The sequence below is a fragment of the Nitratireductor lacus genome (assembly GCF_056431025.1).
This window is the reverse complement of record NZ_JBWKMB010000014.1, coordinates 88975-109389: the sequence shown is the minus strand read 5'-3', so window position 1 is coordinate 109389 and position 20415 is coordinate 88975. Positions and strand designations below refer to the sequence as shown.

Genomic DNA, 20415 nt, shown 5'->3' with positions numbered 1-20415 from the left:
CCGACGAGCAGGGCGCTGATGACGATCAGAGCCAGAGTGCGGGCCGTGGGGTGTTCGGGGAACGGGAGGTATTGGTAGAGGGCGAGCATCATCACGCGGCCCTCTCGTTCTCGACACCGAGCCAAACGCGCTTGCCGAAGCGTCGGAAATACCGTGCGAAAACAAGCGCCTCTTTCAGGTTCGGAATGCGTCCCGGCTTGTGTGACCAGTGACCACGGCGGCGCTGTTCACGGGCGATCTCACGACGGATTTCCGTCACGGCCTCGTCAGTCGAAAGGACAACGGCACCTGGCAAATCGCGGAAATACCGGTGGCGCCAGAACAGTTCGGGAAGGTCGATCGTTTCATTGATGTGGGACACCAGACGGGCGCGTCGGGCGGACAGGTAAGCCGCCTGCTGGCGATGGGCGCTTGCCTCGAAGTCAGGGATCAACCGGCTGGCATATTCGCCAAACTCCGGGTCATCCTGCTTTGACCATGCCGCTATGTTCTGCGACATCGCCAGCGCTGTGAAATCTCGTTCTGCGGGTAACGGCATGATCTCGTGCTCCATGTTCCCGGGGGAGTGGGCTAGGCGGTCAATAGGTGCGGAAGCGAAGTTGCTCTTGAAGGCGCTCCACCTCGATTTCGAGGTCACGAATGCGAGCGTCCTTGATCGGGTCGCTGTAGAGCTTTGCCAGAGTCTCCCGGACCTTTTCCTTGCGGTAGCCTTCTGGCGAGATGTAGCGCCGATAAGCCCATTCCTCTCCGCCGATCAGGGCGGTCACGCTGTCCTCAATGATCTGACGCATTTCGCTTTGCGCGTTCATCTCGGTGTCGGAAAGAAGCCAGTCACGGAAAGCATCCCAGACTTTCTCCTGTACCGCGTCGAGGACCGGCTTCATGATGGCCTCGGCAAGCTGTTCCGCGTGGTCTTCCTGCCAATGCTTGAGGAACCGCTCTGCGGCGTCACGCGCGGCGAAGTATTCCGGGCTGAGCGCTGTGTGCTTTTCGCCTTCTGCGATTTGTTCTGCCGTATAGGCCATCGTCTTCCTCTCCATCGTGTCCGGCAGATCGGCGCGGAAGCGCTTCTTCGTGCTCGGTGTGTGAGAGGAACGTACGAAATGTACGATGACTGGTCAAGTACGTTTTGTACGATTTTTTTTGACATGCCGTACCAGCAGTCATACAAATGCAAAACCCCGGCGCGATGGCCGGGGTCGAAAAGAGAGCGAATGGTTGAAGACGGTGGCGCTCTCACCGCTTTGAGATGCGGTATCGTATTACCACTGGGCGCGAGCAAAGTACAGCCCCACTCCGAAAGACCGAAGGGGTGCTCGCCGTGGCCTTACCAGAGGCAACGAGAAAGTGCGGTCGAGGGTTGGCACTGGTTTCTGACCAACTCGGAAGGGCGATAGACGGCTCCGCTGTTCAGAATCGCTCGGCATAGGGGCTAACTCCGGATGCTCTCAGAGCACGGGGCTTAGTCCTCCTATGTTCGGGCTCCTGACTCACCACTATTCAGAATTTGGAAAATCTCAGAGGTTGATACCTCTCAAACGTAGAAGGGAAGGGCGCTATGAGGAACCTTACCAGAACCAAGGTAGATGGTTTCGGATGCGAGGAGCCGGAGCTCATTGCCGAGGTTGTGAGCGATATCTGGTTTGAGCCGGTTCACCCCGGTGAAAGTACGTCGTTGCGTATTTCAGTTCCGCACGCCGAGATTCCGCATGGGAGTAGTCTATCTAATCTCGAATTGCTGTCTGTGGAGTTGACCGGCTCGGACGGTGCTGCTGGCTATATCACCTTCGAATACGTGGGAACTTTTAAAGGTCGAGCAGTTTTTGAAGCCAGGCAATTGCATCCGGCGTCCGAGCGAGACCAGCTTTCAGGCCCTCTATCGTCACTGTTTTCGTCATTTCTGCTGGCAAAGACCTGATCTGCGAAACCATCCTGCTTTTGACAGATTCCGGTTCGTCCGAGGACTGGACTCGATCGATCAACAGTTCCTTGATCGTTTCCTCATGCAGCCGAACAGTCACCACTCCCAAAATCGCGGTCAGGCCGCCATCGTCGGCGAGAAAGTCGATCCCTCGTGCGGTGATGGCGGCGGCGAATGGGCGCTTTGGTGATGTGTTTGTTTTCGGATACCAGTTGACTTCAACCAAGCCGAATTCTTCGAGATAGCGGAGATTTGGCGTCAACTCCCGGTCTGTCGGGATTTCCTTGAACGAGCGCTGCATGTCCGCGAATTCTGGGTACAGCGTTTTCAGGTCTTCAAGGATCTTCTTCTGTAGCGCGCGATCAAACTTTGGCGGCTCGATCTCCATCTCCCCTCCCTATTCGCCTAATAGAGTGCCGCCAGCAATTCAGCAGTCTCGTAGATCGCCCATGCGAGACCGGCAACGATCACCAGGCATACGAGCAAAACCAGCCAGTTCATTTCCCGGCGTTCTTGCTTTGGCGGTCTCCGTGCCAATTCGGCCCCCTTGGTTTCACTTCCTCACGTGAACAGCGCTACCATCGCCGTATACAACCCGCCGATGATTGCTGCAGAGCTGACCACGCTGATGATGAACATCCTCCAATTCATGACCGCTACCGCAACTGTGCGTCGATGATCTCGCGTGCCGCCTCAAAGATTGCTTTCATATCCGGTTCTTCGCTCTGGTGGCTCTCAAGCAGGAACAGGGCGTGTTCGTAGATTTCGCGGACCTCGCGGTCTGACAGAATGCCTTTGGAAGCGAGTGCCCCGATAAGGGACGCAAGCACGGACGCTGAAACCAGGTCGCTTGCTGCGATGGCGTCAACTCTTGGATCTGGATCGGTCATATCGAAGGCCACAGTCCTGAAATGTTCTGGCAGCACGCCGCTACGTCCTTCATGCGAGCCGCAGTTGACTTCACTCCCGGAAATACCTTGCCGGATGCTACGTCAATGACGAAACAATAGCTGGGATTAACAGTCTCGTCGTCTCCCGCGATGTGAAGTCGACAATACTCCTGCATGATCGCCGAGACATAGCCGGCAGATTCCTCAGTGTGTGGCCTGCTTTTAGAGAAATGAAGCTTCACACCTCCAACCAGCTTCTTCCCTTTCGGGCCTGCTCCACGAAGAATAATCTCGGGGCGCACGGAAATCTGGACGTTGTGAAATGTAAGTTTCTCAGCGTGGTTTGATCCCAGAGAAGCGTCTGCATCGCCGAGGTCAATGTCATCAAGCATCTCTGAAAAACGTTCGATAGCGTCGATGTTGGAAGAAATTCGTCTTGCGGTGCCGATCTTTTCGGTCGGCTGCTGATCCAGCAGACGAAGCTGCCGTGTCAGTGGCGCCGGATCGATAGCGCCCGTTGTGAGATACTGGGATACAGCCTCTTCGGCTTCACGATAGAACTGCCCCATGTTGAAGTCGGGGTCAGGATATTTTCGGTCACTGAGGATTTTTCGCTGCCTTGCAGCCCGAGAAACGATATATTCTGCCAGCTTGTTAACCGAAATGGATGGGTTGTCTGCCATTTTCAGCCCCGAATTGGTGGAGATTTGTCATGACCATGCAGGTTGTCGCCTCGCTTTCGAATGCTGAAAGCCTATGCATTGGTGAAATCACGGAACGCGAGCGTGAGATCGCTGCTGCGGAAGACCCGTCGATCGATGGGATCGGCCTATATCTGCTCAGCGTATCGGTGCGCAGCCCGCGTGACCCTGCCAGGGTGCTTGCGAAGTTCTCTTCGGAAGAAGCCGCATTGCGCTTGGCGCAGTTCTTCCGGATGAGTGGCCGGCTGGAAGATTGATCGACAAGGGGAGTGCTTACCACTCCCACGAACGCTATCGCTACAATCTTCCCCCGCATGAATTCCCTCCTAAGCTTCAAGCTGTTCTAAGTAATCACTCGGTCCGCATGGACCTTTAAATCGCGCTTTACGCCATGTCCCATGACGTCCACGTAGATCTTCACACCTTCTCGACGCGCGAACTTGAATGCGGGAATCAGGTCGCTGTCCCCGGTGACGACCACGATTACATCCACGAGAGATTTCAGAGAGAGGCGGGCTATATCCAAGCCGATCCGCAGGTCGACGCCCTTCTGTTCGATATTGGGTATGAAGTCTTTCGCCTCTGGTTGGCGCGGCTTTTCTGTCAGGTTTTTCAGGGCGCGAGGTCCGAAGGTCCACCCATGCGAGACTGTCTCTCCCATGCGCAACGCAAAGTCGGGCATCAGTTCCAGTCCTTGGTGAAGGCTGGTGTAATCGCTATGGATTTTGGTTGCTCCCAGGTTGACGGTGGTGCCGTCAATCGGATTTTTCAACGTCTCAGTGGATGGCGAGGCGTCATAAAAATACACTCGCATGAGGGAATGGCCCGCAAGGTATTCGTGACCTGATATGCGGTCGACCTCGGACTGAACGTCATTCGCGGACGGGAACTGGCCAAGCTTTGGCCCAAGCTTCTTTGTGACGAAGCCGCCGTCCATGAGAATAGCAAATTTTCGGGAGGTCATTGGGGTTGACCCCAATCACTCGTGGCACCGAAGTGCGCTTTATCAGAGACGAATGACTGGGGCCGTTTTTCACTCACAGCCATATATTCCTCCCGCCTTCGATGTCAACCTGAACAATCTGGGAACCCTTCACGCCTCTATGCCCTAAGTTTGAGCTGTCCCTGTATGCCGTTACCAGTGGCAGGCGTCCCGCAATGGCTTGATGGATTCTTCCAGCCCAGTGATGTCGAATGTCGCGGTGAAAGGGTTTTCGCCGTATGGCGTCATCCTCACCACCATCTGTGACCTGCCAAACATTTGCTTGATGACCGGGATAGAGCGCCCGCCACTCCAAAGGCCCAGCGATCGATTGTTGGTTGATTCCTGCATCCCAACAGTCTTCGCCTTCTCGTCATCCAGGCGATAGGTTACGTCACCATAGTCGTTGTATTGGCTGGAAGTCATGTGGCAGCCGGTGGCGAAAATCAGTCCGGTCTTGTTTTCAACGCAGCGCACGTAGAGCGTGACTTTCCCGCCTCTGTTCCATCCGCAATTGACCGTTTCGTCAGACTCCACGCGGAGGAAAACATTCGTTTGATCGGTGAGTTTGGACGTTTCAGACGTGACCGACCAATTGCCTTGTGCAATCGGCTCCGTCTTCTGTTCTGGTGTCCGTCCAAGCGCTTTATCGTAGCAAGCCAATCGATCCAGATCGTTCGAAATCTGGATGCAGCCTTCTCCGGCCGCAAACCCCGGCGCGCAAGTCGTAGTCAGAACGACCGCACCAGCGAAAATCCCCCTCATTGAAATCCCCCGCTCTCAAATGTCCGTGATTACTCTTCGAACTCTTCCGAACACGTACAGATCGCCATCCACCGGGATCGAAATGTGATCTGGGTTCGTGGAGTACGGTTGCAGGCGCTCAGGATTGCGTCGATAGCGTTTAAACGTAGCCGCTCCGTTGCCCAGAGAGAAAATATAGAACTTTCCGTCAATGAGCCGATCATCGGCACGGTTCACAAGAACGATAGAGCCCTCCGGCGCTACCCGATCCATGGAATCGCCTTCTACGGCAAGCGCAATCCATTCTCCCTTCGGCATATCCGCCACACGGACCCAACGCTCGATGTCGGCCGCGGTGATCGTGGGCTGCTCGCGTAGGTGGCCTGCGCTGACCATCGATAACAACGGCACCTCCATATCACTCCGGTCTTCTTCCGCCTCTTCATCAAATAGGATCCACCCTGCACGGGTCCCGAAGAGACGCGCATACTTCTCTGCAGCCTTCCGCGATATCGGGCGATTGCCATTCAAATTGCTGGTGAGAGTGTTCTGATTGATCTCGCGAAACGCGCGCGCGGCTTCCGCGGGAGATTTATAGCCCGCGTCGATCATAGCCTGGCGCAATCTGTCTTTCGGTTCTTCCATTCGTACAGAATGGCCGAAATTTATCGTCCAAGGTGTACGATTGTGCCTTGATTTAGTATCGTACGTATTGTACGAAATTGGCATGGCACAGGAACCTACATCCATTTCGGCCCTCATTGATGAGTGGAAAACGATCGCTGAATTCGCGTCCGAAGTCGGTTGCGGATACGAGGCTGCAAGGCAGATGCGGAGGCGTGGAAGCATCGCCCCGAAACATTGGGCTGCGGTCATCGAAGCGAGCTCTAGACGAGGCATTGAGGGGGTCACGTATGAGTGGCTGGCGCGTTCCTGTGCTTCGGCGGAGGCAGCGGCATGAGCGAGCGCAACCCGATCTACCAGACGTTCATCCGCTCCGGCTTCATGGGGCAGCTTGAAGATCGCTTCCGCAGGGCTGGTGAGCATTCGGCGCTTTTCAAAACGGTCAGCAGTGAGCGCCGCGCGGTTATGTCCATGTGGAAGCGCGGCGTCATCGGCTATGACGAGTACGTCTCGCTGACCGCGAAGATCAGCCGGGCGCTTCATGCTCGCATTCTTCATGATGCAATGCGCGGCGTCAGCCTTCCCCATCGCCGGCGCACCATCGCAGAGTTCCGCAAGATCGCCCCGGCTGGCATGAGCTCCTACAACTGCCGGATGGGCTATGGCCTTAAAGCCGCGAGGCTCGGTCATGCCTGATCTCACTGCAAACGCCGCGCTATACACTGTAGTCCCGTTGAAACTGGTAGATGGCGAAAGCTGCCCGGTCCTTGGTTGTGACCTGACCTCGATTTCTCCGGCACCATTCGGCGACCTCGTCAGGGTCTGCTTTGATCTCGATGATCTTCGCGCCAGCCGGGAGACCGCTCTTGGCTACGGCAAGCTGTTTCTGCCAGTCCGCGAAGGTTTCCGGCATTTCGTCCTCGCTGAGAGCGACTGCACGTTCGTAGTTGGTCTCCGTCCAGACGATGATCGGGACGATGATGTCGTCATCTCCAAATTCCATTCAGTTCGCTCCTTCTCGCCTCATGTTGGAATCATGCACTCCCATCATGCGCATGGCGGGAAGGGGCGTCCATCCATGGGAGCCGCCGCATGACCTCCCACCAGACACCAGAACGCCGCGCTATCCCCCCAGCGCGGCTGACGCCGGAGAGGGTGCACCTCCTCCCGTATCCTCTCCGGCAACCCTTCATCTCAGCACCGGCAAGATCATCCTGGTCTGGTCCTTTTTGGTCTCGCTTCTTCTCACCTCCCTCGCAGGCTGGTGGGTGATCTTGCTGGCGATCTCCGGTGTGGTGGAATGGATCGAGAGGATCGCGGGATGACATCCTCTCACAATGCTAAAGCCCTTGGGCACAAAAGCCGAAAGGCAAGTCGTGCGATCTTCGGGTGCGAGACGGTATCCAAGGGCCAGCCGGCCGGCATCTCGCGTCCTCTCGATGACAAAATGGAAAATCGCAGTGGTGAAGTCCGGCCGGCGCACTCGCTCGAGGAACTGGTCTCGGACTGGATTTCTCAACATGGCGCACCTCGCCGGTTTGAGCCTGGTGCAAACACGGATTTCGAAGCGATCAGGAGATACCTGGAACAGTGGGGCTATCGCGTCAGGTATCACCGGTCGCGGTTCAGCGTGAGCAATGGGCGCGGTCGCCCGAAGATGCTCACGCGCCGGCAGCTTCTTGCTTTCGTAGACGAGTTCCGCACCGCCGAGGGCTTGGCGCCGATCCTTGCGGAGGCGGCATGACCCAGCGCCCTTTGTGGAACTTCAAGTGGACCGTTGCCGACACCGACCTGATGCTTGCGGCAGCGCGACGCGGTCAGACGCCCACGCATATTGCGAGAACCATCCGGCGCGAAACCGGCAAACCCTGCGCTCCCTGTGAGGTTGAGCGCGTTCTAAGAAATGCCGGTGTTGCGGTTCTGGAGAGCTCAGCATGACGATCCTCGCCATCATCCTATACGGGCTTGGCGTCATAGGCGCGGTTGCTGCCGTAAAGCGGGAAGCGCCCGCGGGCCTCCGTGAATGGGCAGTTTGCATTGTCTGGCCTCTGGCGGTTGTCGCCGCCATTGCCATGAGCCCGTTTCAGCGGAGGCGCAAATGACCTCCGCAATGTTTCAGGGAACAAATCGAGCTGACCAGGCTGATGTTTGCGCGTCGTCCTGCTCATTCGTCGTTCCTTTCCTTCCTTTCGAGATCGAGCCCTACAGGCCCGATCGTTCCTTCGACGCGGACCAATCTGCCGAAGGAAATTTGTCATGCGTAACAAAAATCACGACAGGGAAAGCATCATGCATGTAGCGCGTATCGATGACCCTTTGTGGCTTGGTCAGGAGGCCAAGCGCATGTCGTCGGACCTTCTCCGAAAGGAGCACCGCGGTCCCGGCGACACAATTGAGGCGGCAGCCCATCGGCTGCAAACGCGGCTTCGAGTGCCTGCCGCGATCATCCTCCAATGCTGGAACCGTCCCGCTCGCGAAATGAAGGTCTCGCGGTGGATGTCCGTGTTCCGGGCTCATTGGGAAGAATTCGGCTCAAAAATGGACACGGCATATGAGCGGAAAAGGGAAGAGACCACGGCCCATCCGGCGCTTGTTCGGCTTGCTGATCTTGTGGCTGGCGGAACGGCTGGGGCCGAAGAGGAAAGGGAAGAGGCATGACTGAAAAGACCACGCACAACGGCCCTGCAGTCGATGCAGCCGTAGCGCTCAATCTCAGCAAGTTGAAGCGCGAGAAGGAAGCAGTGGAGAGCGCAACGGGCTCATACCGGGCTACTCGCAAGCACGTCGAAGGGAAGGGCATCCACCTCAAGGCTGCTGACCGCGCACTCCAGATCATCAAGTCCGGCAAGAAGGATGAATACCTCGCCGAAACGGAGAAGGTGATCGAATATCTCTATGCCTTCGGCGACGGTATCGAGGAAGCGCAGATGTCGTTCGACTACCTGCTGAACGGTGCCATGCCGAGCAGCGAGAAAGCCCGCATGCTTGGGCGCAATGCTGGCCTGCGCGGCGATGGGCATGGCGAGAACCCATACGCCCCAGGTTCCGAGCAGTATCAGGAATGGCTCTCAGGCCATGGTGACGGTGCCCGTGAGCGCGCACTGGCTGAGGCCGAAGACAGCGAAACCGAGCTGGTCAAGGGCGATGAAGTCGACCCCGAGTTCCCCGACGAAGAAGCGGCGGAGGCGTAGACCATGGCCGCTCCCGAAACCTTCTGGATGGTCTACGGGCTTGGCCAGCGCCAACCCACGGTGCGTCACAAGACGTTCGCCAGCGCACAGGGCGAAGCCGAGCGCTTGGCCCGTGTCGCGCCGGGAACATCCTTTTACGTGCTTGAGGCCGTCTCAGTCTCCCGCCGTGTCGATGTCGAGACCATCCGACTTGAGCCGGGACAGCGAGCCATCACCGAAGACGACATCCCGTTTTGAACCGCGTGCCCTGCGCCGCGGCTTAGACGGCGCGCCCCGATTGAGGCGATGAACCTGCCAGGGATCCAGATGCAGAAGATCAGAAAACCGAAAAAGATGCTCGTAGCCGACCTGCTTTGTGGGGCCGGTGGTTCTTCCACCGGAGCATCGCGCGCCTTGGCTGAACTCGGCCTCGACATGGAACTGGTGTGCGTCAATCACTGGCCAACGGCGATCGACACCCATCAACGCAATCATCCCGAAGCACGGCACTTTGTGCAGGACATTGCGACTGTCCGTCCGCACATTCTTGTGCCCGAAGGCTATCTCGACCTGTTGATGGCATCGCCAACCTGCACCCACCACAGTGTGGCGCGCGGTGGCAAGCCGACCAGCGACCAGCAGCGTTCCGATCCTTGGCACATTATTACCTGGCTCACTGAACTCCGTGTGAAGCGGATTATCATCGAGAACGTTTGGGAGTTCACGAGTTGGGGACCGGTTGATCGCCGAACCGGTCGCCCGATCAAGAGCCGCAAGGGTGAGTATTTTCATGCGTGGATCGAGACGCTGAAAAGGCTTGGCTTCGATCCGGAGTGGCGAAAGCTCAATGCCGCTGATTACGGAGATGCCACCACTCGCCAGAGATTCATTCTGATGGCGCGTTCGGACGGGCGAAAAGTCCACTGGCCGATGCCGACGCATCGCAAGCGGACTGAGGTGAAAGGCGAACTTTTCTCCGACGCGAAGCCATGGCGCCCAGCGCGGGAAATCATCGACTGGGAGATCAAGGGCAAGTCGATCTTCAATCGGAAGAAGGCGCTCGCTCCAAAGACCCTGATGCGCATCTATGCAGGTGCGGTGAAGCACAAGTGGCCCGAGCCGTTCATTGTTGTGCTTCGCAATCATATGGCCGCACAGGGGCTCGAAGCGCCACTTCCGACCATCGCAGCGAACGGGCAGCATATCGCACTTGCGGAGCCGGTTGTCGTCAATATGAAGGGCAAATCGACAGCGACTGGCGTATCAGAACCATTGCCTACGCAGACCGCGCACGCAGGTCATCTCTACTCCGCAGAGCCGCTGCTGCTGTCACAACACAACAGCGGAGCCGCGCGCTCGGCAAGTGATCCGTTGCCAACCATCACCACCGGTGGCGCCGGGACCGAAGTGCGTCCCGGCTGCGCAAGACCAATGCTGGTCACAGTTGCGCATGGAACGGATGCCCGTGACAAAGATCCATACACTCGACGCGCACACGACATCGAAGACCCGTTGGGCACCGTGCATGGTGATGGCAGTTCATATGCAGTCGTTGAGCCGTTCGTGTTGTCGCAAGCATCCGGCGGTTCGCCCCGTGCGGTTTCAGACCCCTTGCCAACGTCCACAACGGGCGGGGCTGGCGGCGCGCACGCTCTGATCTCAGCCTACTATGGAGCAAACTCGACCTGCACGAGCGATGCTGAACCGTTGCCGACTGTGACGACAAAAGATCGTTTCGGCGTCGTCGTTCCGGTGACACACGCGGGCGGCGAAAATCGCGCGCACGATGTAAACGGTGAACCTCTGCCAACGATAACGGGGGCGAACCGAGGTGAACTGGCCTTTATTACTGCTCAGTTCGGAGAGCGCGAGGGACAAGCCCCGCGCACCCACGATTTGGGGGAGCCGCTGCCAGTCGGTCCGACCCTGGGTCAGGGGGCGTTGATCGAGCCGGGCCAGCAATTCGACATCCTTTTCCGAATGCTGGAGCCCCACGAGCTGGCGTCTGCCATGGGGTTCAATACCGAAGACCAGCAGTACGAGTTCGCCGGTACCAAGACCGACAAGATCAAGCAGATCGGTAATGCGGTTTCTGTTGCGAAAATGAAGGCGTGCGTCGGTGCGATCATGGCCGATGCCGCCCCGAAAGAGATCGTGACATGTGAGGCCGAGTTCATGGAGGCGGCGGAATGACCGAGCGCACCCGTTTCTTGATCATCAACTGGACCATCGCCATTGCGGGCATTCTCATCCTTGGCGCGGCTATGTGGGGAGGGGAGTGATGCGATTGTTCGACTGGCCATTTGGCGACATCAACCCGCATTCCTTCGATCTGATTATGGCAGACCCTGCTTGGTCATTCGAACTGCGTTCGGGGAAGGGCGAGGGGAAGTCGGCGCAGGCGCAATACCGCTGCCAGAGCCTTGATGAGATCAAAGCGCTGCCGGTTCTCGACTTGGCTGCACCGGACGCGCTCCTGTGGCTCTGGGCCACCAATCCAATGCTGCCGCAGGCGCTCGAAGTTCTGCATGCCTGGGGCTTTACCTTCAAGACAGCCGGAGCGTGGGGCAAGACGACGATCAACGGCAAGCTCGCCTTCGGAACCGGCTACATTTTCCGCAGTGCTCACGAACCCATCCTGATCGGAACGCGGGGTGAGCCGAAGACCACCAAATCCGTCCGGTCGCTGATCATGGGGCAGGCCAGAGAGCACTCCCGCAAACCGGAAGAAGCTTACCGGGCTGCCGAGCAGTTGATGCCCTGCGCGCGCCGGATCGAGCTTTTCAGCCGCACCAACCGCCCCGACTGGACAGTCTGGGGCGATGAGGCGGGCAAATTCGGGGAGGCAGCTTGATGGCACTCATTCTCGGACTGGATATTGCTACGACGACTGGCTTCGCCTGGTACGACACGGATGCATCTCTGTCAGCCGTCAGGCCCGGATCGTTCAAGATCGACGGTGAATGCTACGAGGCCCGCGCCGGCGAGATGGGGCAGCGCATCATCAAGATGGTGAAGCAAACCCGCCCGGATTTCGTGGTGATCGAGCGTCCGGCACGAAACGTCATGCAGCATCGGAAGAAAACAAACGACTTCGCCGGCGAGCATGAAGAGATGACGATCAACGCCGGGACGGCACTCCTTCTGAACCAGCTTACCGGTGCGGCTTCAGCCATCGTTCGGGCCTATCAGATCCCGTTCGAGATCGTTGCGCCGGAAACATGGCGCAAGCAATTCCTTGGTTTTGGACGGCGGCCGGGCTGGAGCCGGAAGGACTGGAAGAAGGCGGCGCGGGTTCGCTGTCGGCAGCTTCGCATCACCGTCACCAATGACGATCAGGCAGACGCGGTTGGATTGGCGTTCGCTGGACCGTCCTGCCAGACATTCAAGATCGTTCAGGCGCGCCGAACAGGAGAGGCGGCATGACCGATATCCAAAAGCCACTCCCTCACAACATCGAGCTCGAGCAGGCCATTCTTGGGGCAGTGCTGGTCAATAACACCTGCTTTGACCTCGTATCCAAGGTGATCCAGCCTCATCACTTCTTCGATCCGCTGCATGGAAAGGTGTTTGAGGTGATCGGTAAAATGGTCTCTGTCGGGCGCAAGGCCGATCCGAAGACCGTCAAGAGCTACCTGCCTGAGGGCGAGCGCGTCGGCGAGATCACACTGGGGGAATACCTGGTTCGGCTTGCCGTGGAGGCCGTGGCACCGGTTCAGGCCCGCGATTATGCCCTTGGTGTCCTGCACCACTGGATTGATCGCCAGATCATCGCCGGCTGCGAGGAAACCATCGCCGGCGTGTATGCCCGGTCTCCCGATGTGGATCCCTTCTCTGCCTCCGCGGCGCTGGAGGATCAACTTGCCAAGCTTCGTGGCGAGCACGTCGGTGGTGGTTCGGGTAACCTTGGACACCAGTATCTGGAAGCCATGACCGCCGCCCAACAGCGCAAGAGCATCGCGGGCGTTCCGATCTGCCTGGATGAAATCGCAGAAGTCATCTCCGAACCCTGTTTCGAGGCAGGGAACCTCTACGGGCTGCTTTCCAGCTCAGGAGAAGGCAAGACAAGCCTCACGCTCCAGATGATCACGCATGCCCTGAAACGCGGGCACCCGGTCCTGTTCATGAGTTATGACCAGTCTGGAGAGCAGTGCGTGCGACAGATGATTGCTCAGGAGCACGACATCGAAGCGCGGCGCCAACGGGCCGGAGACGTTTCAGAGAAGGAAATGAGAAAGGTGGTCGACTTCGCCACCTGGATCGACCGGCAGCCTTTCGAGGTCGTGAAATGCACGGACCAGACAGCGCCCCAACTGCTTTCCTTTGCTCGCTCATTCGTGAAGCGCTTCGGCAATGGGAATGTCCCACTTGTGGTGGTTGATCACATAGGAGCCGTGACGCCGCAGGATCGGCGCTCGGATGAGGGCACAAAGGCCAAGGATATCAACAAGGTGTTCAAGGCCGGCGCGGAGCAAACCGGCGCGGCATGGCTCGTTCTGAACCAGCGCAACAGCTACGGCATGAAGCGGGACAATCCACGGCCTATCTCGGCCGATCTGTTTGGCGGCGATCCGGCCAAGCAGGCCTATGATGCGATCTTCTATGTCTATCGCTACATCAAATTCCTTGAGGAGCGGAAGGCCGTGGCTGCATCTGACTCCGACTGGAAGAAGATCCACAAGGCATTCCCGTCCGCGGTGATCGAGGGCGAAGACATTGCCCAGATAGGCGCGATCAAGGTCCGCTTCGGAAATGCCGCGGTGAAGAACAACCTGATCTTTGAGGCGCGGTTCACTCGCTACAAATCGGAACGGCAGACCGATGCAGAGCTGCAGGAGGCAATGCTGTGACCGATATGAGCACAGACCTTCTGAACGCTGCCAAGGCACTGGTCGAAGCCGTGAACGTTGATCTCAACGGCATCCCCGGCATGCCCTGGTCAGGCAATGGCGGCCTGATCTCTACCGATACGGTGAAACGGTCGGACCAACTTCGGCTTGCAATCCATCGATATGAGAAGGCGAGGGACCAATGAACGCTTTCGACGCCCGCGCCCGGCACAACGGCTTTATCTGGATCGGGGAATTCCGAGCCGGTGAACACGGCGCCTACAAGCCCGTGATGGAGAATGGCGAGATCAAGCCATTCCGGACTGCCAGAGAGGCGAGGGAGGGCGCTCATGCAGCCCTGATCTCCTACATGAATGGCAACTACGTCAGCGCGAGAGCAAAGGCCGAGCACGAATGGAGCGCGGGAACCATTCATCGCGCCGGCAAACGCCCGGTGGAGGTGGTCAAGGCGTGAGCGATCGCACTCCCTGCATCAACCCGCGTTGCCGGCGCACAGGCCCGGCGGATGAGTTCCCCGGAGAAATGATCTGCGGCAAGTGCTTCCGGTCATTGCCGGAGGGCGTGCGCAGAGAACATCGACGGCTGTGGCGCGAGATCAGGAAGTGGGAGCGACGCATCACGCGCACCAGCGATGAGATGAAGATCGTGAAGATGCACAACATCGTGACGCGACTCTCATGGCAACTCAGCAGGCATTGGGACAGGGAGATCAAGCCACTGTTCCTTGCACCTGAGAAGCCCGAAGGTCTCGACGCGTTTCTAGAGGAGATGGGCCTGTGACAGCCATCCCAGCTCATATCCAACGCCTTTGCGATGAATTCGGCATCAAAGTCATCGATGGCCATCGTTATCCCGAAGTGGGAGAAACGCGAGCAGTGGTGACGCTGGATCGGATCTACCGCAAATTTGGAGAGGCCCATGTAAGACTGGTGCTGACCACGATCAGGGAAGCCGGCAACAACCTGCTTTTGATGGATGAGAGCGGCTTCTGGATGGTCTCGGACATGGTGAGGGCCTGTCAGGGCATCATCGAGCGCGATGCAAGCGCATGGCTCGAGACATGGGACATGATCCCCGGTGGTGAGCTGCAGTTTGTGGCGCAGGAACTGAGGAGCGTTGTCCCGACGCGCTTCGCTCTCGGCGGTATGGTCTATGAGCGCCTGTTCCGCCGCTTCGGCCCAAACGCGGATCAACTCGACATGCTGGATGATCGTCGGAGGATGACATGAACATCGAAGAGATCGCAGAGCGCCTTATCCGGGCGGCAGAGATCGAGAGTGTGGGCAACCGCGTGGGACCGGCCCCGCTGCGCGCCCAGCAGCTCCCCTACGTCCATTCCGACGACGACATGAGGAATTGGGGCCACAGGCGAGGGGAGCGCCGCAGCCGCGATCCTCTGGCCAACGCCTGCCGTCTTCTCCGAGAGGACGAGGACGCCCATGCGCTCTATCGGCGGGAGTTCTTCGAGAAGACCGAATACACGGCGCGAGACATCTCGGAAGCCGAGGAGGCGCAGGGCTGGTATGCGTTGGTCGACAGCGAGACCAACAGGGCCGCGCTTGCCGCCTGGGTGAGGTGCATGGCCGACCACAAGCGGCTGTTCTTCAAGGACTGGTGCGCCGGTCAGGACATCACGCCGAAGACGGGGAGGGCGCGGAAAAATCGCGCTCTTTCATCAATTTTTGCACATCTGGCTCGCAGGAGTGTGCAGAATTGCAATGTCCCCGAATTCGAGGGGTTCCCTTTTCCCCCGGAAAACGGGCATATTGAGCCCAACATCGAAGACGAGCGCGCCGAGGAAAGAGGCGTTACGTCATGGGCCTCAGACGAGGCATTCACCAGCTACTTCTCAAACGATCCAGCGGACTTCTCCTGGGCAGAGCGGCGCAATGAGCGCCGGCGGCAGAGGGAAGCCAAGAAGCGGAAGCAGGAAGCGGCGTAATGAGACGCTTGTACGGATACGAAGGCGAGAAATTCGTCGCCTATTTCTGGTTCGTCGGATGGTGGGCCTTCTCGCTCGGCGTCCATATCGACTTGAATAGCCCGAATGTCGAAATTCATCTGCCGTTCGGCTTCTTTCGTGTTGGTCGCCCATCGAAGCCGATGGAACTGATCGTGATGCCGGTGCGACGTGGTTGCAGAACCGCAATCGGCGCTAGGGCGAAGCGCCGGAAGCAGGAAGCGGCGTAGACATAAAAGGGGAAGCCACCGCGCCCCGACGTGGAGACCATGGCTTAGGGGCATGGCCGGTGGCCAAGCCGGGAGGGTAGCCCGGCATCAGTTTCAGCAGCGTGGGGAAGTGGTCTATCCCGTCTGGCTCATAACCAGAAGACCGGCGGTTCAAATCCGCCCGCTGCAACCAAGTTCGATTGATTCCGCCGGCAAGTGAATTTGACACTGATCAATCCGCGTCTGTTATCCAAATGCTATCGAGCAAGAACATGCACTTGCGAGAGCGGACCCATGGAAGTCAAAGTAAGGCCCGGGAAGAAGGATGGCGATCCAAAGCTGATCTATCGGGAGAAGATCACGAAGGATCATGTTGAGCTTGTCGATGACGATACGGTCAGACTGACGATCCTCACCTCTGACATGTACATGGACAACGCGACACGGCGGTACACGATTACCCTTGGTCGTGACGAACTGGATGTAATCCAGGCGGTGGCGAGTAATTCAGGTTAGGGGCTTATATTCGGGGCTTGATGATGTCCGGGGCTTTCCGACCAGTACGCTCCTGCCAAAGTAGGTAGAATATGCCCGGTGCTACAAGGATCGTGATCAACACTGATCGCACCAATGTCGCGGCCATTGTGTGATGGTCCTCAAACGCCATGACGACGATTGCAGCCGCGACATGTGTCAGGCCCGCGACGATGAAGCCAATGAGTATCGATCGCCATGCGAGTGTCAGCATCCCAAGGTATCCCTGTGTTTGTTTAGAGGCGCGCAACATAGGCGTCAGCGTCGAAGACAAAAGTAAAAATGTCGCGACATATGTACTCAGATGATCGATCTCGCTAACCCCGGCCATGCGCTGGGGCTTCTCGTATGTGGAGACCTGAGATGCCGCAGCTTGTCGAACAGAAGGTGGATATCGGCCGGGACGCATACGGCAGGCGTGTAACCGCCACCCGAAAGCGCACCTATGACGGCAAGACGGTGTGGGACATTCGCAGCGAGGCCGTGAACCAACGTGACGAAGGCGAACGCATGTCTGGCCTCTCGGACGAAAATATCCGCGAATTGGTGCAGGCGCTCGATCTGATCAAAGGATGATGCAGATGACAGTCACGTTCGCATGGTGGGCGATCCCGGCCCTGATCACTGCTGTGTCGCTCTCGTGGGCGGTCTTCACGCCAATGAAGCCCAGCGGAGACTACGGCTTCGACATCATGCCGCTGCTTCGCTTTGGCGCAGCCCTGATCGGATCGCTCCTGGCGTGGCTGGTGTGGGCGTTGATCTTTTGAGGCGCTGCACCCACTTCGTCGGCTTCCGTGGCGAGGAATACCACTCAGCGGTCAAAGCCTTCGGGCCGCCGGATTTCATTCATCGTGGCTGGGACAAGCGTGCGCAGCGGGAAATAGCTGATTGCGATCTGGTGGTTTTAGCCAAAGGGCCAGCGGATCAGAACCCGCGCGCCCGCAGCTATGACGATATCCGGGAGACCTAACATGAAACGCCGATCCTTCCTTCGCTTCCTTGGCGCTGCGTCTCCCAATCCCATCGGGACATCATATCAGCCGAAAGGTGGTCTTCCGACAAAGCTCCCGAGGGGAGGCACATCCGCCTCCAGGTCCTGATGGACAGGACCGACCGGCGTTCACCAGAGGCCAGAGCCTATCGGCCATGGTACAGCACCGCCCGGTGGCAAAAGCTCCGCTGGAGCATCCTTGTCAGGGATCGTTTCACATGTAGGAGGTGCAAGCGCGTTGAGCCAGACACAAGCCAGCTCGTTGCCGACCACATCAAAGAGCACAAGGGGAATGAGCGCCTGTTCTGGGACCGGGACAATCTCCAGTGCCTCTGCAAACATTGCCATGACAGCGCGAAGCAGTCGTTCGAAAAGACCGGACGGAAGCGCTCACTCATAGGACTGGATGGCTGGCCCATAGACGAAGGGTAGGGGCAACTCTGACATGGCCTCGGTAAAATGCTCAACGCCTCTCCACGGCCTCCCATGGCCCGCTGTGGGCGCGAAAAGGGGGCGGGGGTATCCGAAAATCGGGATCGGGTGCCCCTTCTAGACCGCCTCGGTCCCTAAAAAAGCAAAAAACCACATTAACGTTCTGGAGTATCCAATATGGCAGCCAGGGGAGCGAAGCCCAAGGCGGCGCACCTGCGCTTGATCGACGGGACGCATCGCAAGACAAGGCATGGCGATAAAGGTAAGTCGCGTAAGGCAATCGAGGAATCTGTTGAGCGGTTCGGCTCGCTGTCTCGCCCTTCGAGTTTGAAAGGCGAAGGGCTTAAAGCTTGGAAGAAGTACATCGAGCCTGCCTACTGGCTTGATGCGTCAAGAGAGCCTGCCGCAATCGCCTTCTGCGAACTTTGGCAGGAGTTCCGGTTCAACCCCACTGGCTTCCCTGCGTCGAAGCACGGGCAGATGCGAGCCTACATGAGCGAGCTCGGGCTGACCGACGAACGCAACAGGACTGATGAAGCCCCGGATGAAAAAGACGAGTTCTTCGACGATTGACCGCGCGACGACCTATGCCGAGGCGGTGGTCAAAGGAGAGATCGTTGCAGGACCTCACGTTCGCAATGCCTGCCGTCGCCACATCGATGATCTGAAGCGCAGGGATCTCGAGTTCGACAAAGCTGCAGCCGAGAAGGCGATCCGATTCTTCGAGACAAAACTTAAGCTGAGCGAAGGGCAGTTTGAGGGCAGGCCGTTCAAGAGCCAGCCGGCGCAGGACTTCATCATCGGCTCTCTGTTCGGCTGGAAGCGTCAGGACGGCTGGCGCCGCTTCCGCCGCGCTTACATTGAACAGGGGAAGGGCAACGGGAAATCCCCACTTGCTGGTGGGATCGGGCTCTATGGCTTAATGGCAGACGGCGAGGCCGGTGCTGAGGTCTATTCGGCGGGCGCGACCAAGGAGCAGGCGGGCATCCTGTTCCGTGACGCGGTGAAGATGGTCGACAAGTCGCCAGACCTTGACAAACGCCTGAAGCGCAGCGGCAGCCCAGGGAAGGAATACAATCTCGCCTATTTGGCGAAGGGGTCGTTCTTCCGCCCGGTATCGAGAGAGACCAAGAAGACCGGTTCCGGTCCGCGCCCGCATTTCGCACTCGTGGACGAGCTGCATGAACACGCAGATGGCGGCATCATCGAGATGCTGGAGCGTGGCTTCAAGTTCCGTCGCCAGCCGCTACTGCTGATGATTACCAACTCCGGGAGTGATCGCACGTCGGCATGCTGGGCAGAGCATGAGCACGCAGTAAGGGTGGCCGCTGGCAATCGTGATGCTAAGGACGATGACCCGCATTATCTTGGCGAGCCGATCGATGACAGCACGTTCAGCTATGTATGCGGGCTCGATCCTGATGATGACCCGCTTGAAGACCCGACATCCTGGATAAAGGCAAACCCATTGCTCGGCGTCACGATCACCGAGGAATACCTCGCAGGGGTGGTGAAGCAGGCAAAGGACATCCCTTCGAAGCTCAACAACATCCTTCGTCTTCACTTCTGCGTCTGGACGGATGCGGAGACGGCATGGATGACGCGCGCGGCGCTTGAGCCTCGCATCCATGACTTTGATCCGGTCGATCATCATGGTGAGAAAGCATGGATCGGCGTTGATCTCTCACAGAACCGAGACATCACCGCGCTCGCTGTGGTGGTTCGTGCCGGTGATGTTGAGGTTGAAGCCGAGCGCGATGGCAAGGTTCAGACCGTTCGCAAGCCGACCTTTGACGCATGGATTGAGGCATGGACGCCAGGCGACACGCTCGCCGCCCGTGAGTTGAAGGATCGGCAGCCCTATCAGGAATGGGTGAAGCAAGGCTTCCTTCATGCTCCCAAGGGGCAGAGCATCCGCTTTGACCATGTTGCTCAGGCTCTCGCTGAGTATGCCCACGACTTTGCTGTGCAGTGTGTTGCCTATGACCGGTATGCGTTCCGCAGGGGGTTCGAGCCGGAATGTGCGGCACTTGGAATCACAGTCGAGTTCGTGGAGCATCCGCAGGGCGGCACCAAGAAGGGCAAGCCAAACGAGGCGATGATCGCTGCGGCAAAAGCTGCTGAACGCGATCCTGAAGGTCTCTGGATGCCAGGATCGGTGCGGGAATTCGAGGACGCAATTGCAGAAGGCCGCATTCGGCTTCGACGCAATCCGGTTCTCATCTCTGCAATCATGTCTGCGGTCACAGATGAAGACCGCTGGGGCAACCGCTGGCTCGCGAAAGAGCGGGCAACAAACAAGATCGACGCGGCTGTCGCTCTGGCAATGGCTCTTGGTGCGGCAGTTTCGTACCAGGGCGCCAGAACCGAGCCCAAATATCAGATGTTCGCCTTCGGCTGACATCGC

34 protein-coding genes and 1 tRNA gene are annotated in these 20415 nt (G+C 58.2%); 25 read left to right on the top strand and 10 right to left on the bottom strand.

The window, feature by feature from the left end; all coding sequences use genetic code 11:
* Positions 1 to 91: 91 nt before the first annotated feature.
* The 5 genes from AC07E3_RS13620 to AC07E3_RS13600 form a co-directional block, all read right to left on the bottom strand.
* Positions 92 to 538, bottom strand: coding sequence for a hypothetical protein (locus tag AC07E3_RS13620; protein WP_478362607.1), 447 nt, complete (start codon positions 536 to 538; stop codon positions 92 to 94).
* A 40-nt stretch (positions 539 to 578) separates the two neighbouring features.
* The gene (locus AC07E3_RS13615) at positions 579 to 1025 is read right to left on the bottom strand and encodes a hypothetical protein (protein ID WP_478362605.1); all 447 of its coding nucleotides are present in this window, start codon (positions 1023 to 1025) and stop codon (positions 579 to 581) included.
* Positions 1026 to 1805: 780 nt separating this feature from the next.
* Positions 1806 to 2309, bottom strand: coding sequence for a hypothetical protein (locus AC07E3_RS13610; protein ID WP_478362603.1), 504 nt, complete (start codon positions 2307 to 2309; stop codon positions 1806 to 1808).
* 268 nt (positions 2310 to 2577) lie between these two features.
* Entirely contained in the window at positions 2578 to 2811 is a 234-nt protein-coding gene (locus AC07E3_RS13605; RefSeq protein ID WP_478362601.1) for a hypothetical protein, read from the bottom strand.
* Positions 2808 to 3494 (bottom strand): hypothetical protein, encoded by a 687-nt coding sequence (locus tag AC07E3_RS13600; protein WP_478362599.1) that lies wholly within the window; start codon positions 3492 to 3494, stop codon positions 2808 to 2810. Before AC07E3_RS13600 ends, AC07E3_RS13605 begins: the two co-directional genes overlap by 4 nt.
* A 29-nt stretch (positions 3495 to 3523) precedes the next feature.
* Between AC07E3_RS13600 and AC07E3_RS13595 the strand changes: the two genes are divergently transcribed.
* A complete protein-coding gene (locus tag AC07E3_RS13595) occupies positions 3524 to 3769 on the top strand; it encodes a hypothetical protein (RefSeq protein ID WP_478362597.1) in 246 nt (81 codons plus the stop codon).
* Between the two features lie 86 nt (positions 3770 to 3855).
* On the opposite strand, the gene AC07E3_RS13590 is transcribed toward AC07E3_RS13595, so the two are convergent.
* The 3 genes from AC07E3_RS13590 to AC07E3_RS13580 all read right to left on the bottom strand — a co-directional run bounded on the left by AC07E3_RS13590 (position 3856) and on the right by AC07E3_RS13580 (position 5883).
* A complete protein-coding gene (locus AC07E3_RS13590; RefSeq protein ID WP_478362595.1) occupies positions 3856 to 4476 on the bottom strand; it encodes an NYN domain-containing protein in 621 nt (206 codons plus the stop codon).
* Between the two features lie 171 nt (positions 4477 to 4647).
* Positions 4648 to 5259 carry a type VI secretion system-associated protein TagO gene (locus AC07E3_RS13585; RefSeq protein WP_478362593.1) on the bottom strand — a complete coding sequence of 204 codons (612 nt, stop codon included), beginning with the start codon at positions 5257 to 5259 and terminating at the stop codon, positions 4648 to 4650.
* A gap of 15 nt (positions 5260 to 5274) precedes the next feature.
* Positions 5275 to 5883 (bottom strand): LexA family protein, encoded by a 609-nt coding sequence (locus AC07E3_RS13580; RefSeq protein WP_478362591.1) that lies wholly within the window; start codon positions 5881 to 5883, stop codon positions 5275 to 5277.
* Positions 5884 to 6195: 312 nt separating this feature from the next.
* Here AC07E3_RS13580 and AC07E3_RS13575 point away from each other — a divergent pair, with 312 nt between their 5' ends.
* Entirely contained in the window at positions 6196 to 6558 is a 363-nt protein-coding gene (locus AC07E3_RS13575; protein ID WP_478362589.1) for a hypothetical protein, read from the top strand.
* 19 nt (positions 6559 to 6577) lie between these two features.
* Here the strand turns inward: AC07E3_RS13575 and AC07E3_RS13570 are convergent, their stop codons facing one another.
* Positions 6578 to 6865, bottom strand: coding sequence for a hypothetical protein (locus AC07E3_RS13570; RefSeq protein ID WP_478362587.1), 288 nt, complete (start codon positions 6863 to 6865; stop codon positions 6578 to 6580).
* 297 nt (positions 6866 to 7162) lie between these two features.
* Between AC07E3_RS13570 and AC07E3_RS13565 the strand changes: the two genes are divergently transcribed.
* The 17 genes from AC07E3_RS13565 to AC07E3_RS13485 all read left to right on the top strand — a co-directional run bounded on the left by AC07E3_RS13565 (position 7163) and on the right by AC07E3_RS13485 (position 16567).
* Positions 7163 to 7606 carry a hypothetical protein gene (locus AC07E3_RS13565; protein WP_478362585.1) on the top strand — a complete coding sequence of 148 codons (444 nt, stop codon included), beginning with the start codon at positions 7163 to 7165 and terminating at the stop codon, positions 7604 to 7606.
* On the top strand, positions 7603 to 7800 hold the full coding sequence (locus tag AC07E3_RS13560) for a hypothetical protein (protein WP_478362583.1): 198 nt from the start codon (positions 7603 to 7605) through the stop codon (positions 7798 to 7800). Before AC07E3_RS13565 ends, AC07E3_RS13560 begins: the two co-directional genes overlap by 4 nt.
* On the top strand, positions 7797 to 7964 hold the full coding sequence (locus tag AC07E3_RS13555; RefSeq protein ID WP_478362580.1) for a hypothetical protein: 168 nt from the start codon (positions 7797 to 7799) through the stop codon (positions 7962 to 7964). The genes AC07E3_RS13560 and AC07E3_RS13555 overlap by 4 nt, the downstream gene beginning before the upstream one ends.
* A 552-nt stretch (positions 7965 to 8516) precedes the next feature.
* A complete protein-coding gene (locus AC07E3_RS13550) occupies positions 8517 to 9053 on the top strand; it encodes a hypothetical protein (protein WP_478362578.1) in 537 nt (178 codons plus the stop codon).
* Positions 9054 to 9056: 3 nt separating this feature from the next.
* Positions 9057 to 9290 (top strand): hypothetical protein, encoded by a 234-nt coding sequence (locus AC07E3_RS13545; protein WP_478362576.1) that lies wholly within the window; start codon positions 9057 to 9059, stop codon positions 9288 to 9290.
* Between the two features lie 69 nt (positions 9291 to 9359).
* Complete coding sequence (locus AC07E3_RS13540; RefSeq protein WP_478362574.1) at positions 9360 to 11225, top strand: DNA cytosine methyltransferase; 1866 nt, start codon at positions 9360 to 9362, stop codon at positions 11223 to 11225.
* 88 nt (positions 11226 to 11313) lie between these two features.
* Positions 11314 to 11886, top strand: a complete 573-nt coding sequence (locus AC07E3_RS13535) for an MT-A70 family methyltransferase (protein ID WP_478362572.1) — start codon at positions 11314 to 11316, stop codon at positions 11884 to 11886.
* Positions 11886 to 12458 carry a hypothetical protein gene (locus AC07E3_RS13530; protein ID WP_478362570.1) on the top strand — a complete coding sequence of 191 codons (573 nt, stop codon included), beginning with the start codon at positions 11886 to 11888 and terminating at the stop codon, positions 12456 to 12458. Before AC07E3_RS13535 ends, AC07E3_RS13530 begins: the two co-directional genes overlap by 1 nt.
* Positions 12455 to 13882 carry a replicative DNA helicase gene (locus tag AC07E3_RS13525; protein ID WP_478362568.1) on the top strand — a complete coding sequence of 476 codons (1428 nt, stop codon included), beginning with the start codon at positions 12455 to 12457 and terminating at the stop codon, positions 13880 to 13882. Before AC07E3_RS13530 ends, AC07E3_RS13525 begins: the two co-directional genes overlap by 4 nt.
* Positions 13879 to 14067 carry a hypothetical protein gene (locus AC07E3_RS13520; RefSeq protein WP_223004325.1) on the top strand — a complete coding sequence of 63 codons (189 nt, stop codon included), beginning with the start codon at positions 13879 to 13881 and terminating at the stop codon, positions 14065 to 14067. Before AC07E3_RS13525 ends, AC07E3_RS13520 begins: the two co-directional genes overlap by 4 nt.
* Entirely contained in the window at positions 14064 to 14336 is a 273-nt protein-coding gene (locus AC07E3_RS13515) for a hypothetical protein (RefSeq protein ID WP_478362566.1), read from the top strand. The genes AC07E3_RS13520 and AC07E3_RS13515 overlap by 4 nt, the downstream gene beginning before the upstream one ends.
* Positions 14333 to 14662 carry a hypothetical protein gene (locus AC07E3_RS13510; RefSeq protein ID WP_478362564.1) on the top strand — a complete coding sequence of 110 codons (330 nt, stop codon included), beginning with the start codon at positions 14333 to 14335 and terminating at the stop codon, positions 14660 to 14662. Before AC07E3_RS13515 ends, AC07E3_RS13510 begins: the two co-directional genes overlap by 4 nt.
* Positions 14659 to 15111: a hypothetical protein gene (locus AC07E3_RS13505; protein ID WP_478362562.1), complete on the top strand. Its 453-nt coding sequence runs from the start codon at positions 14659 to 14661 to the stop codon at positions 15109 to 15111. The genes AC07E3_RS13510 and AC07E3_RS13505 overlap by 4 nt, the downstream gene beginning before the upstream one ends.
* Positions 15108 to 15824: a hypothetical protein gene (locus AC07E3_RS13500; protein ID WP_478362560.1), complete on the top strand. Its 717-nt coding sequence runs from the start codon at positions 15108 to 15110 to the stop codon at positions 15822 to 15824. Before AC07E3_RS13505 ends, AC07E3_RS13500 begins: the two co-directional genes overlap by 4 nt.
* On the top strand, positions 15824 to 16072 hold the full coding sequence (locus tag AC07E3_RS13495) for a hypothetical protein (protein WP_478362558.1): 249 nt from the start codon (positions 15824 to 15826) through the stop codon (positions 16070 to 16072). Before AC07E3_RS13500 ends, AC07E3_RS13495 begins: the two co-directional genes overlap by 1 nt.
* A gap of 95 nt (positions 16073 to 16167) precedes the next feature.
* Positions 16168 to 16244: transfer RNA gene (locus AC07E3_RS13490), tRNA-Met, on the top strand.
* Between the two features lie 101 nt (positions 16245 to 16345).
* The gene (locus tag AC07E3_RS13485) at positions 16346 to 16567 is read left to right on the top strand and encodes a hypothetical protein (protein WP_478362556.1); all 222 of its coding nucleotides are present in this window, start codon (positions 16346 to 16348) and stop codon (positions 16565 to 16567) included.
* A gap of 4 nt (positions 16568 to 16571) precedes the next feature.
* On the opposite strand, the gene AC07E3_RS13480 is transcribed toward AC07E3_RS13485, so the two are convergent.
* Complete coding sequence (locus AC07E3_RS13480) at positions 16572 to 16916, bottom strand: hypothetical protein (RefSeq protein WP_478362554.1); 345 nt, start codon at positions 16914 to 16916, stop codon at positions 16572 to 16574.
* Positions 16917 to 16948: 32 nt separating this feature from the next.
* Here AC07E3_RS13480 and AC07E3_RS13475 point away from each other — a divergent pair, with 32 nt between their 5' ends.
* The 6 genes from AC07E3_RS13475 to AC07E3_RS13450 all read left to right on the top strand — a co-directional run bounded on the left by AC07E3_RS13475 (position 16949) and on the right by AC07E3_RS13450 (position 20409).
* Positions 16949 to 17161, top strand: a complete 213-nt coding sequence (locus tag AC07E3_RS13475; RefSeq protein WP_478362552.1) for a hypothetical protein — start codon at positions 16949 to 16951, stop codon at positions 17159 to 17161.
* Between the two features lie 5 nt (positions 17162 to 17166).
* The gene (locus AC07E3_RS13470) at positions 17167 to 17352 is read left to right on the top strand and encodes a hypothetical protein (RefSeq protein WP_478362550.1); all 186 of its coding nucleotides are present in this window, start codon (positions 17167 to 17169) and stop codon (positions 17350 to 17352) included.
* Complete coding sequence (locus AC07E3_RS13465) at positions 17334 to 17555, top strand: hypothetical protein (RefSeq protein ID WP_478362548.1); 222 nt, start codon at positions 17334 to 17336, stop codon at positions 17553 to 17555. Before AC07E3_RS13470 ends, AC07E3_RS13465 begins: the two co-directional genes overlap by 19 nt.
* Before the next feature lie 129 nt (positions 17556 to 17684).
* Complete coding sequence (locus tag AC07E3_RS13460; RefSeq protein ID WP_478362546.1) at positions 17685 to 18008, top strand: HNH endonuclease; 324 nt, start codon at positions 17685 to 17687, stop codon at positions 18006 to 18008.
* 177 nt (positions 18009 to 18185) lie between these two features.
* Complete coding sequence (locus tag AC07E3_RS13455; RefSeq protein ID WP_478362544.1) at positions 18186 to 18581, top strand: hypothetical protein; 396 nt, start codon at positions 18186 to 18188, stop codon at positions 18579 to 18581.
* Complete coding sequence (locus AC07E3_RS13450) at positions 18553 to 20409, top strand: terminase large subunit (protein WP_478362542.1); 1857 nt, start codon at positions 18553 to 18555, stop codon at positions 20407 to 20409. The genes AC07E3_RS13455 and AC07E3_RS13450 overlap by 29 nt, the downstream gene beginning before the upstream one ends.
* Positions 20410 to 20415 lie beyond the last annotated feature (6 nt).

Excerpts from the sequence above, each read along its gene's own strand:
- AC07E3_RS13620 (WP_478362607.1), bottom strand. The coding sequence starts at position 538 with ATGCCGTTACCCGCAGAACGAGATTTCACAGCGCTGGCGATGTCGCAG.
- AC07E3_RS13615 (WP_478362605.1), bottom strand. The coding sequence starts at position 1,025 with ATGGCCTATACGGCAGAACAAATCGCAGAAGGCGAAAAGCACACAGCG.
- AC07E3_RS13610 (WP_478362603.1), bottom strand. The coding sequence starts at position 2,309 with ATGGAGATCGAGCCGCCAAAGTTTGATCGCGCGCTACAGAAGAAGATC.
- AC07E3_RS13605 (WP_478362601.1), bottom strand. The coding sequence starts at position 2,811 with ATGACCGATCCAGATCCAAGAGTTGACGCCATCGCAGCAAGCGACCTG.
- AC07E3_RS13600 (WP_478362599.1), bottom strand. The coding sequence starts at position 3,494 with ATGGCAGACAACCCATCCATTTCGGTTAACAAGCTGGCAGAATATATC.
- AC07E3_RS13595 (WP_478362597.1), top strand. The coding sequence starts at position 3,524 with ATGACCATGCAGGTTGTCGCCTCGCTTTCGAATGCTGAAAGCCTATGC.
- AC07E3_RS13590 (WP_478362595.1), bottom strand. The coding sequence starts at position 4,476 with ATGACCTCCCGAAAATTTGCTATTCTCATGGACGGCGGCTTCGTCACA.
- AC07E3_RS13585 (WP_478362593.1), bottom strand. The coding sequence starts at position 5,259 with ATGAGGGGGATTTTCGCTGGTGCGGTCGTTCTGACTACGACTTGCGCG.
- AC07E3_RS13580 (WP_478362591.1), bottom strand. The coding sequence starts at position 5,883 with ATGGAAGAACCGAAAGACAGATTGCGCCAGGCTATGATCGACGCGGGC.
- AC07E3_RS13575 (WP_478362589.1), top strand. The coding sequence starts at position 6,196 with ATGAGCGAGCGCAACCCGATCTACCAGACGTTCATCCGCTCCGGCTTC.
- AC07E3_RS13570 (WP_478362587.1), bottom strand. The coding sequence starts at position 6,865 with ATGGAATTTGGAGATGACGACATCATCGTCCCGATCATCGTCTGGACG.
- AC07E3_RS13565 (WP_478362585.1), top strand. The coding sequence starts at position 7,163 with ATGGATCGAGAGGATCGCGGGATGACATCCTCTCACAATGCTAAAGCC.
- AC07E3_RS13560 (WP_478362583.1), top strand. The coding sequence starts at position 7,603 with ATGACCCAGCGCCCTTTGTGGAACTTCAAGTGGACCGTTGCCGACACC.
- AC07E3_RS13555 (WP_478362580.1), top strand. The coding sequence starts at position 7,797 with ATGACGATCCTCGCCATCATCCTATACGGGCTTGGCGTCATAGGCGCG.
- AC07E3_RS13550 (WP_478362578.1), top strand. The coding sequence starts at position 8,517 with ATGACTGAAAAGACCACGCACAACGGCCCTGCAGTCGATGCAGCCGTA.
- AC07E3_RS13545 (WP_478362576.1), top strand. The coding sequence starts at position 9,057 with ATGGCCGCTCCCGAAACCTTCTGGATGGTCTACGGGCTTGGCCAGCGC.
- AC07E3_RS13540 (WP_478362574.1), top strand. The coding sequence starts at position 9,360 with ATGCAGAAGATCAGAAAACCGAAAAAGATGCTCGTAGCCGACCTGCTT.
- AC07E3_RS13535 (WP_478362572.1), top strand. The coding sequence starts at position 11,314 with ATGCGATTGTTCGACTGGCCATTTGGCGACATCAACCCGCATTCCTTC.
- AC07E3_RS13530 (WP_478362570.1), top strand. The coding sequence starts at position 11,886 with ATGGCACTCATTCTCGGACTGGATATTGCTACGACGACTGGCTTCGCC.
- AC07E3_RS13525 (WP_478362568.1), top strand. The coding sequence starts at position 12,455 with ATGACCGATATCCAAAAGCCACTCCCTCACAACATCGAGCTCGAGCAG.
- AC07E3_RS13515 (WP_478362566.1), top strand. The coding sequence starts at position 14,064 with ATGAACGCTTTCGACGCCCGCGCCCGGCACAACGGCTTTATCTGGATC.
- AC07E3_RS13500 (WP_478362560.1), top strand. The coding sequence starts at position 15,108 with ATGAACATCGAAGAGATCGCAGAGCGCCTTATCCGGGCGGCAGAGATC.
- AC07E3_RS13495 (WP_478362558.1), top strand. The coding sequence starts at position 15,824 with ATGAGACGCTTGTACGGATACGAAGGCGAGAAATTCGTCGCCTATTTC.
- AC07E3_RS13485 (WP_478362556.1), top strand. The coding sequence starts at position 16,346 with ATGGAAGTCAAAGTAAGGCCCGGGAAGAAGGATGGCGATCCAAAGCTG.
- AC07E3_RS13480 (WP_478362554.1), bottom strand. The coding sequence starts at position 16,916 with ATGGCCGGGGTTAGCGAGATCGATCATCTGAGTACATATGTCGCGACA.
- AC07E3_RS13475 (WP_478362552.1), top strand. The coding sequence starts at position 16,949 with ATGCCGCAGCTTGTCGAACAGAAGGTGGATATCGGCCGGGACGCATAC.
- AC07E3_RS13470 (WP_478362550.1), top strand. The coding sequence starts at position 17,167 with ATGACAGTCACGTTCGCATGGTGGGCGATCCCGGCCCTGATCACTGCT.
- AC07E3_RS13460 (WP_478362546.1), top strand. The coding sequence starts at position 17,685 with ATGGACAGGACCGACCGGCGTTCACCAGAGGCCAGAGCCTATCGGCCA.
- AC07E3_RS13455 (WP_478362544.1), top strand. The coding sequence starts at position 18,186 with ATGGCAGCCAGGGGAGCGAAGCCCAAGGCGGCGCACCTGCGCTTGATC.
- AC07E3_RS13450 (WP_478362542.1), top strand. The coding sequence starts at position 18,553 with ATGAAAAAGACGAGTTCTTCGACGATTGACCGCGCGACGACCTATGCC.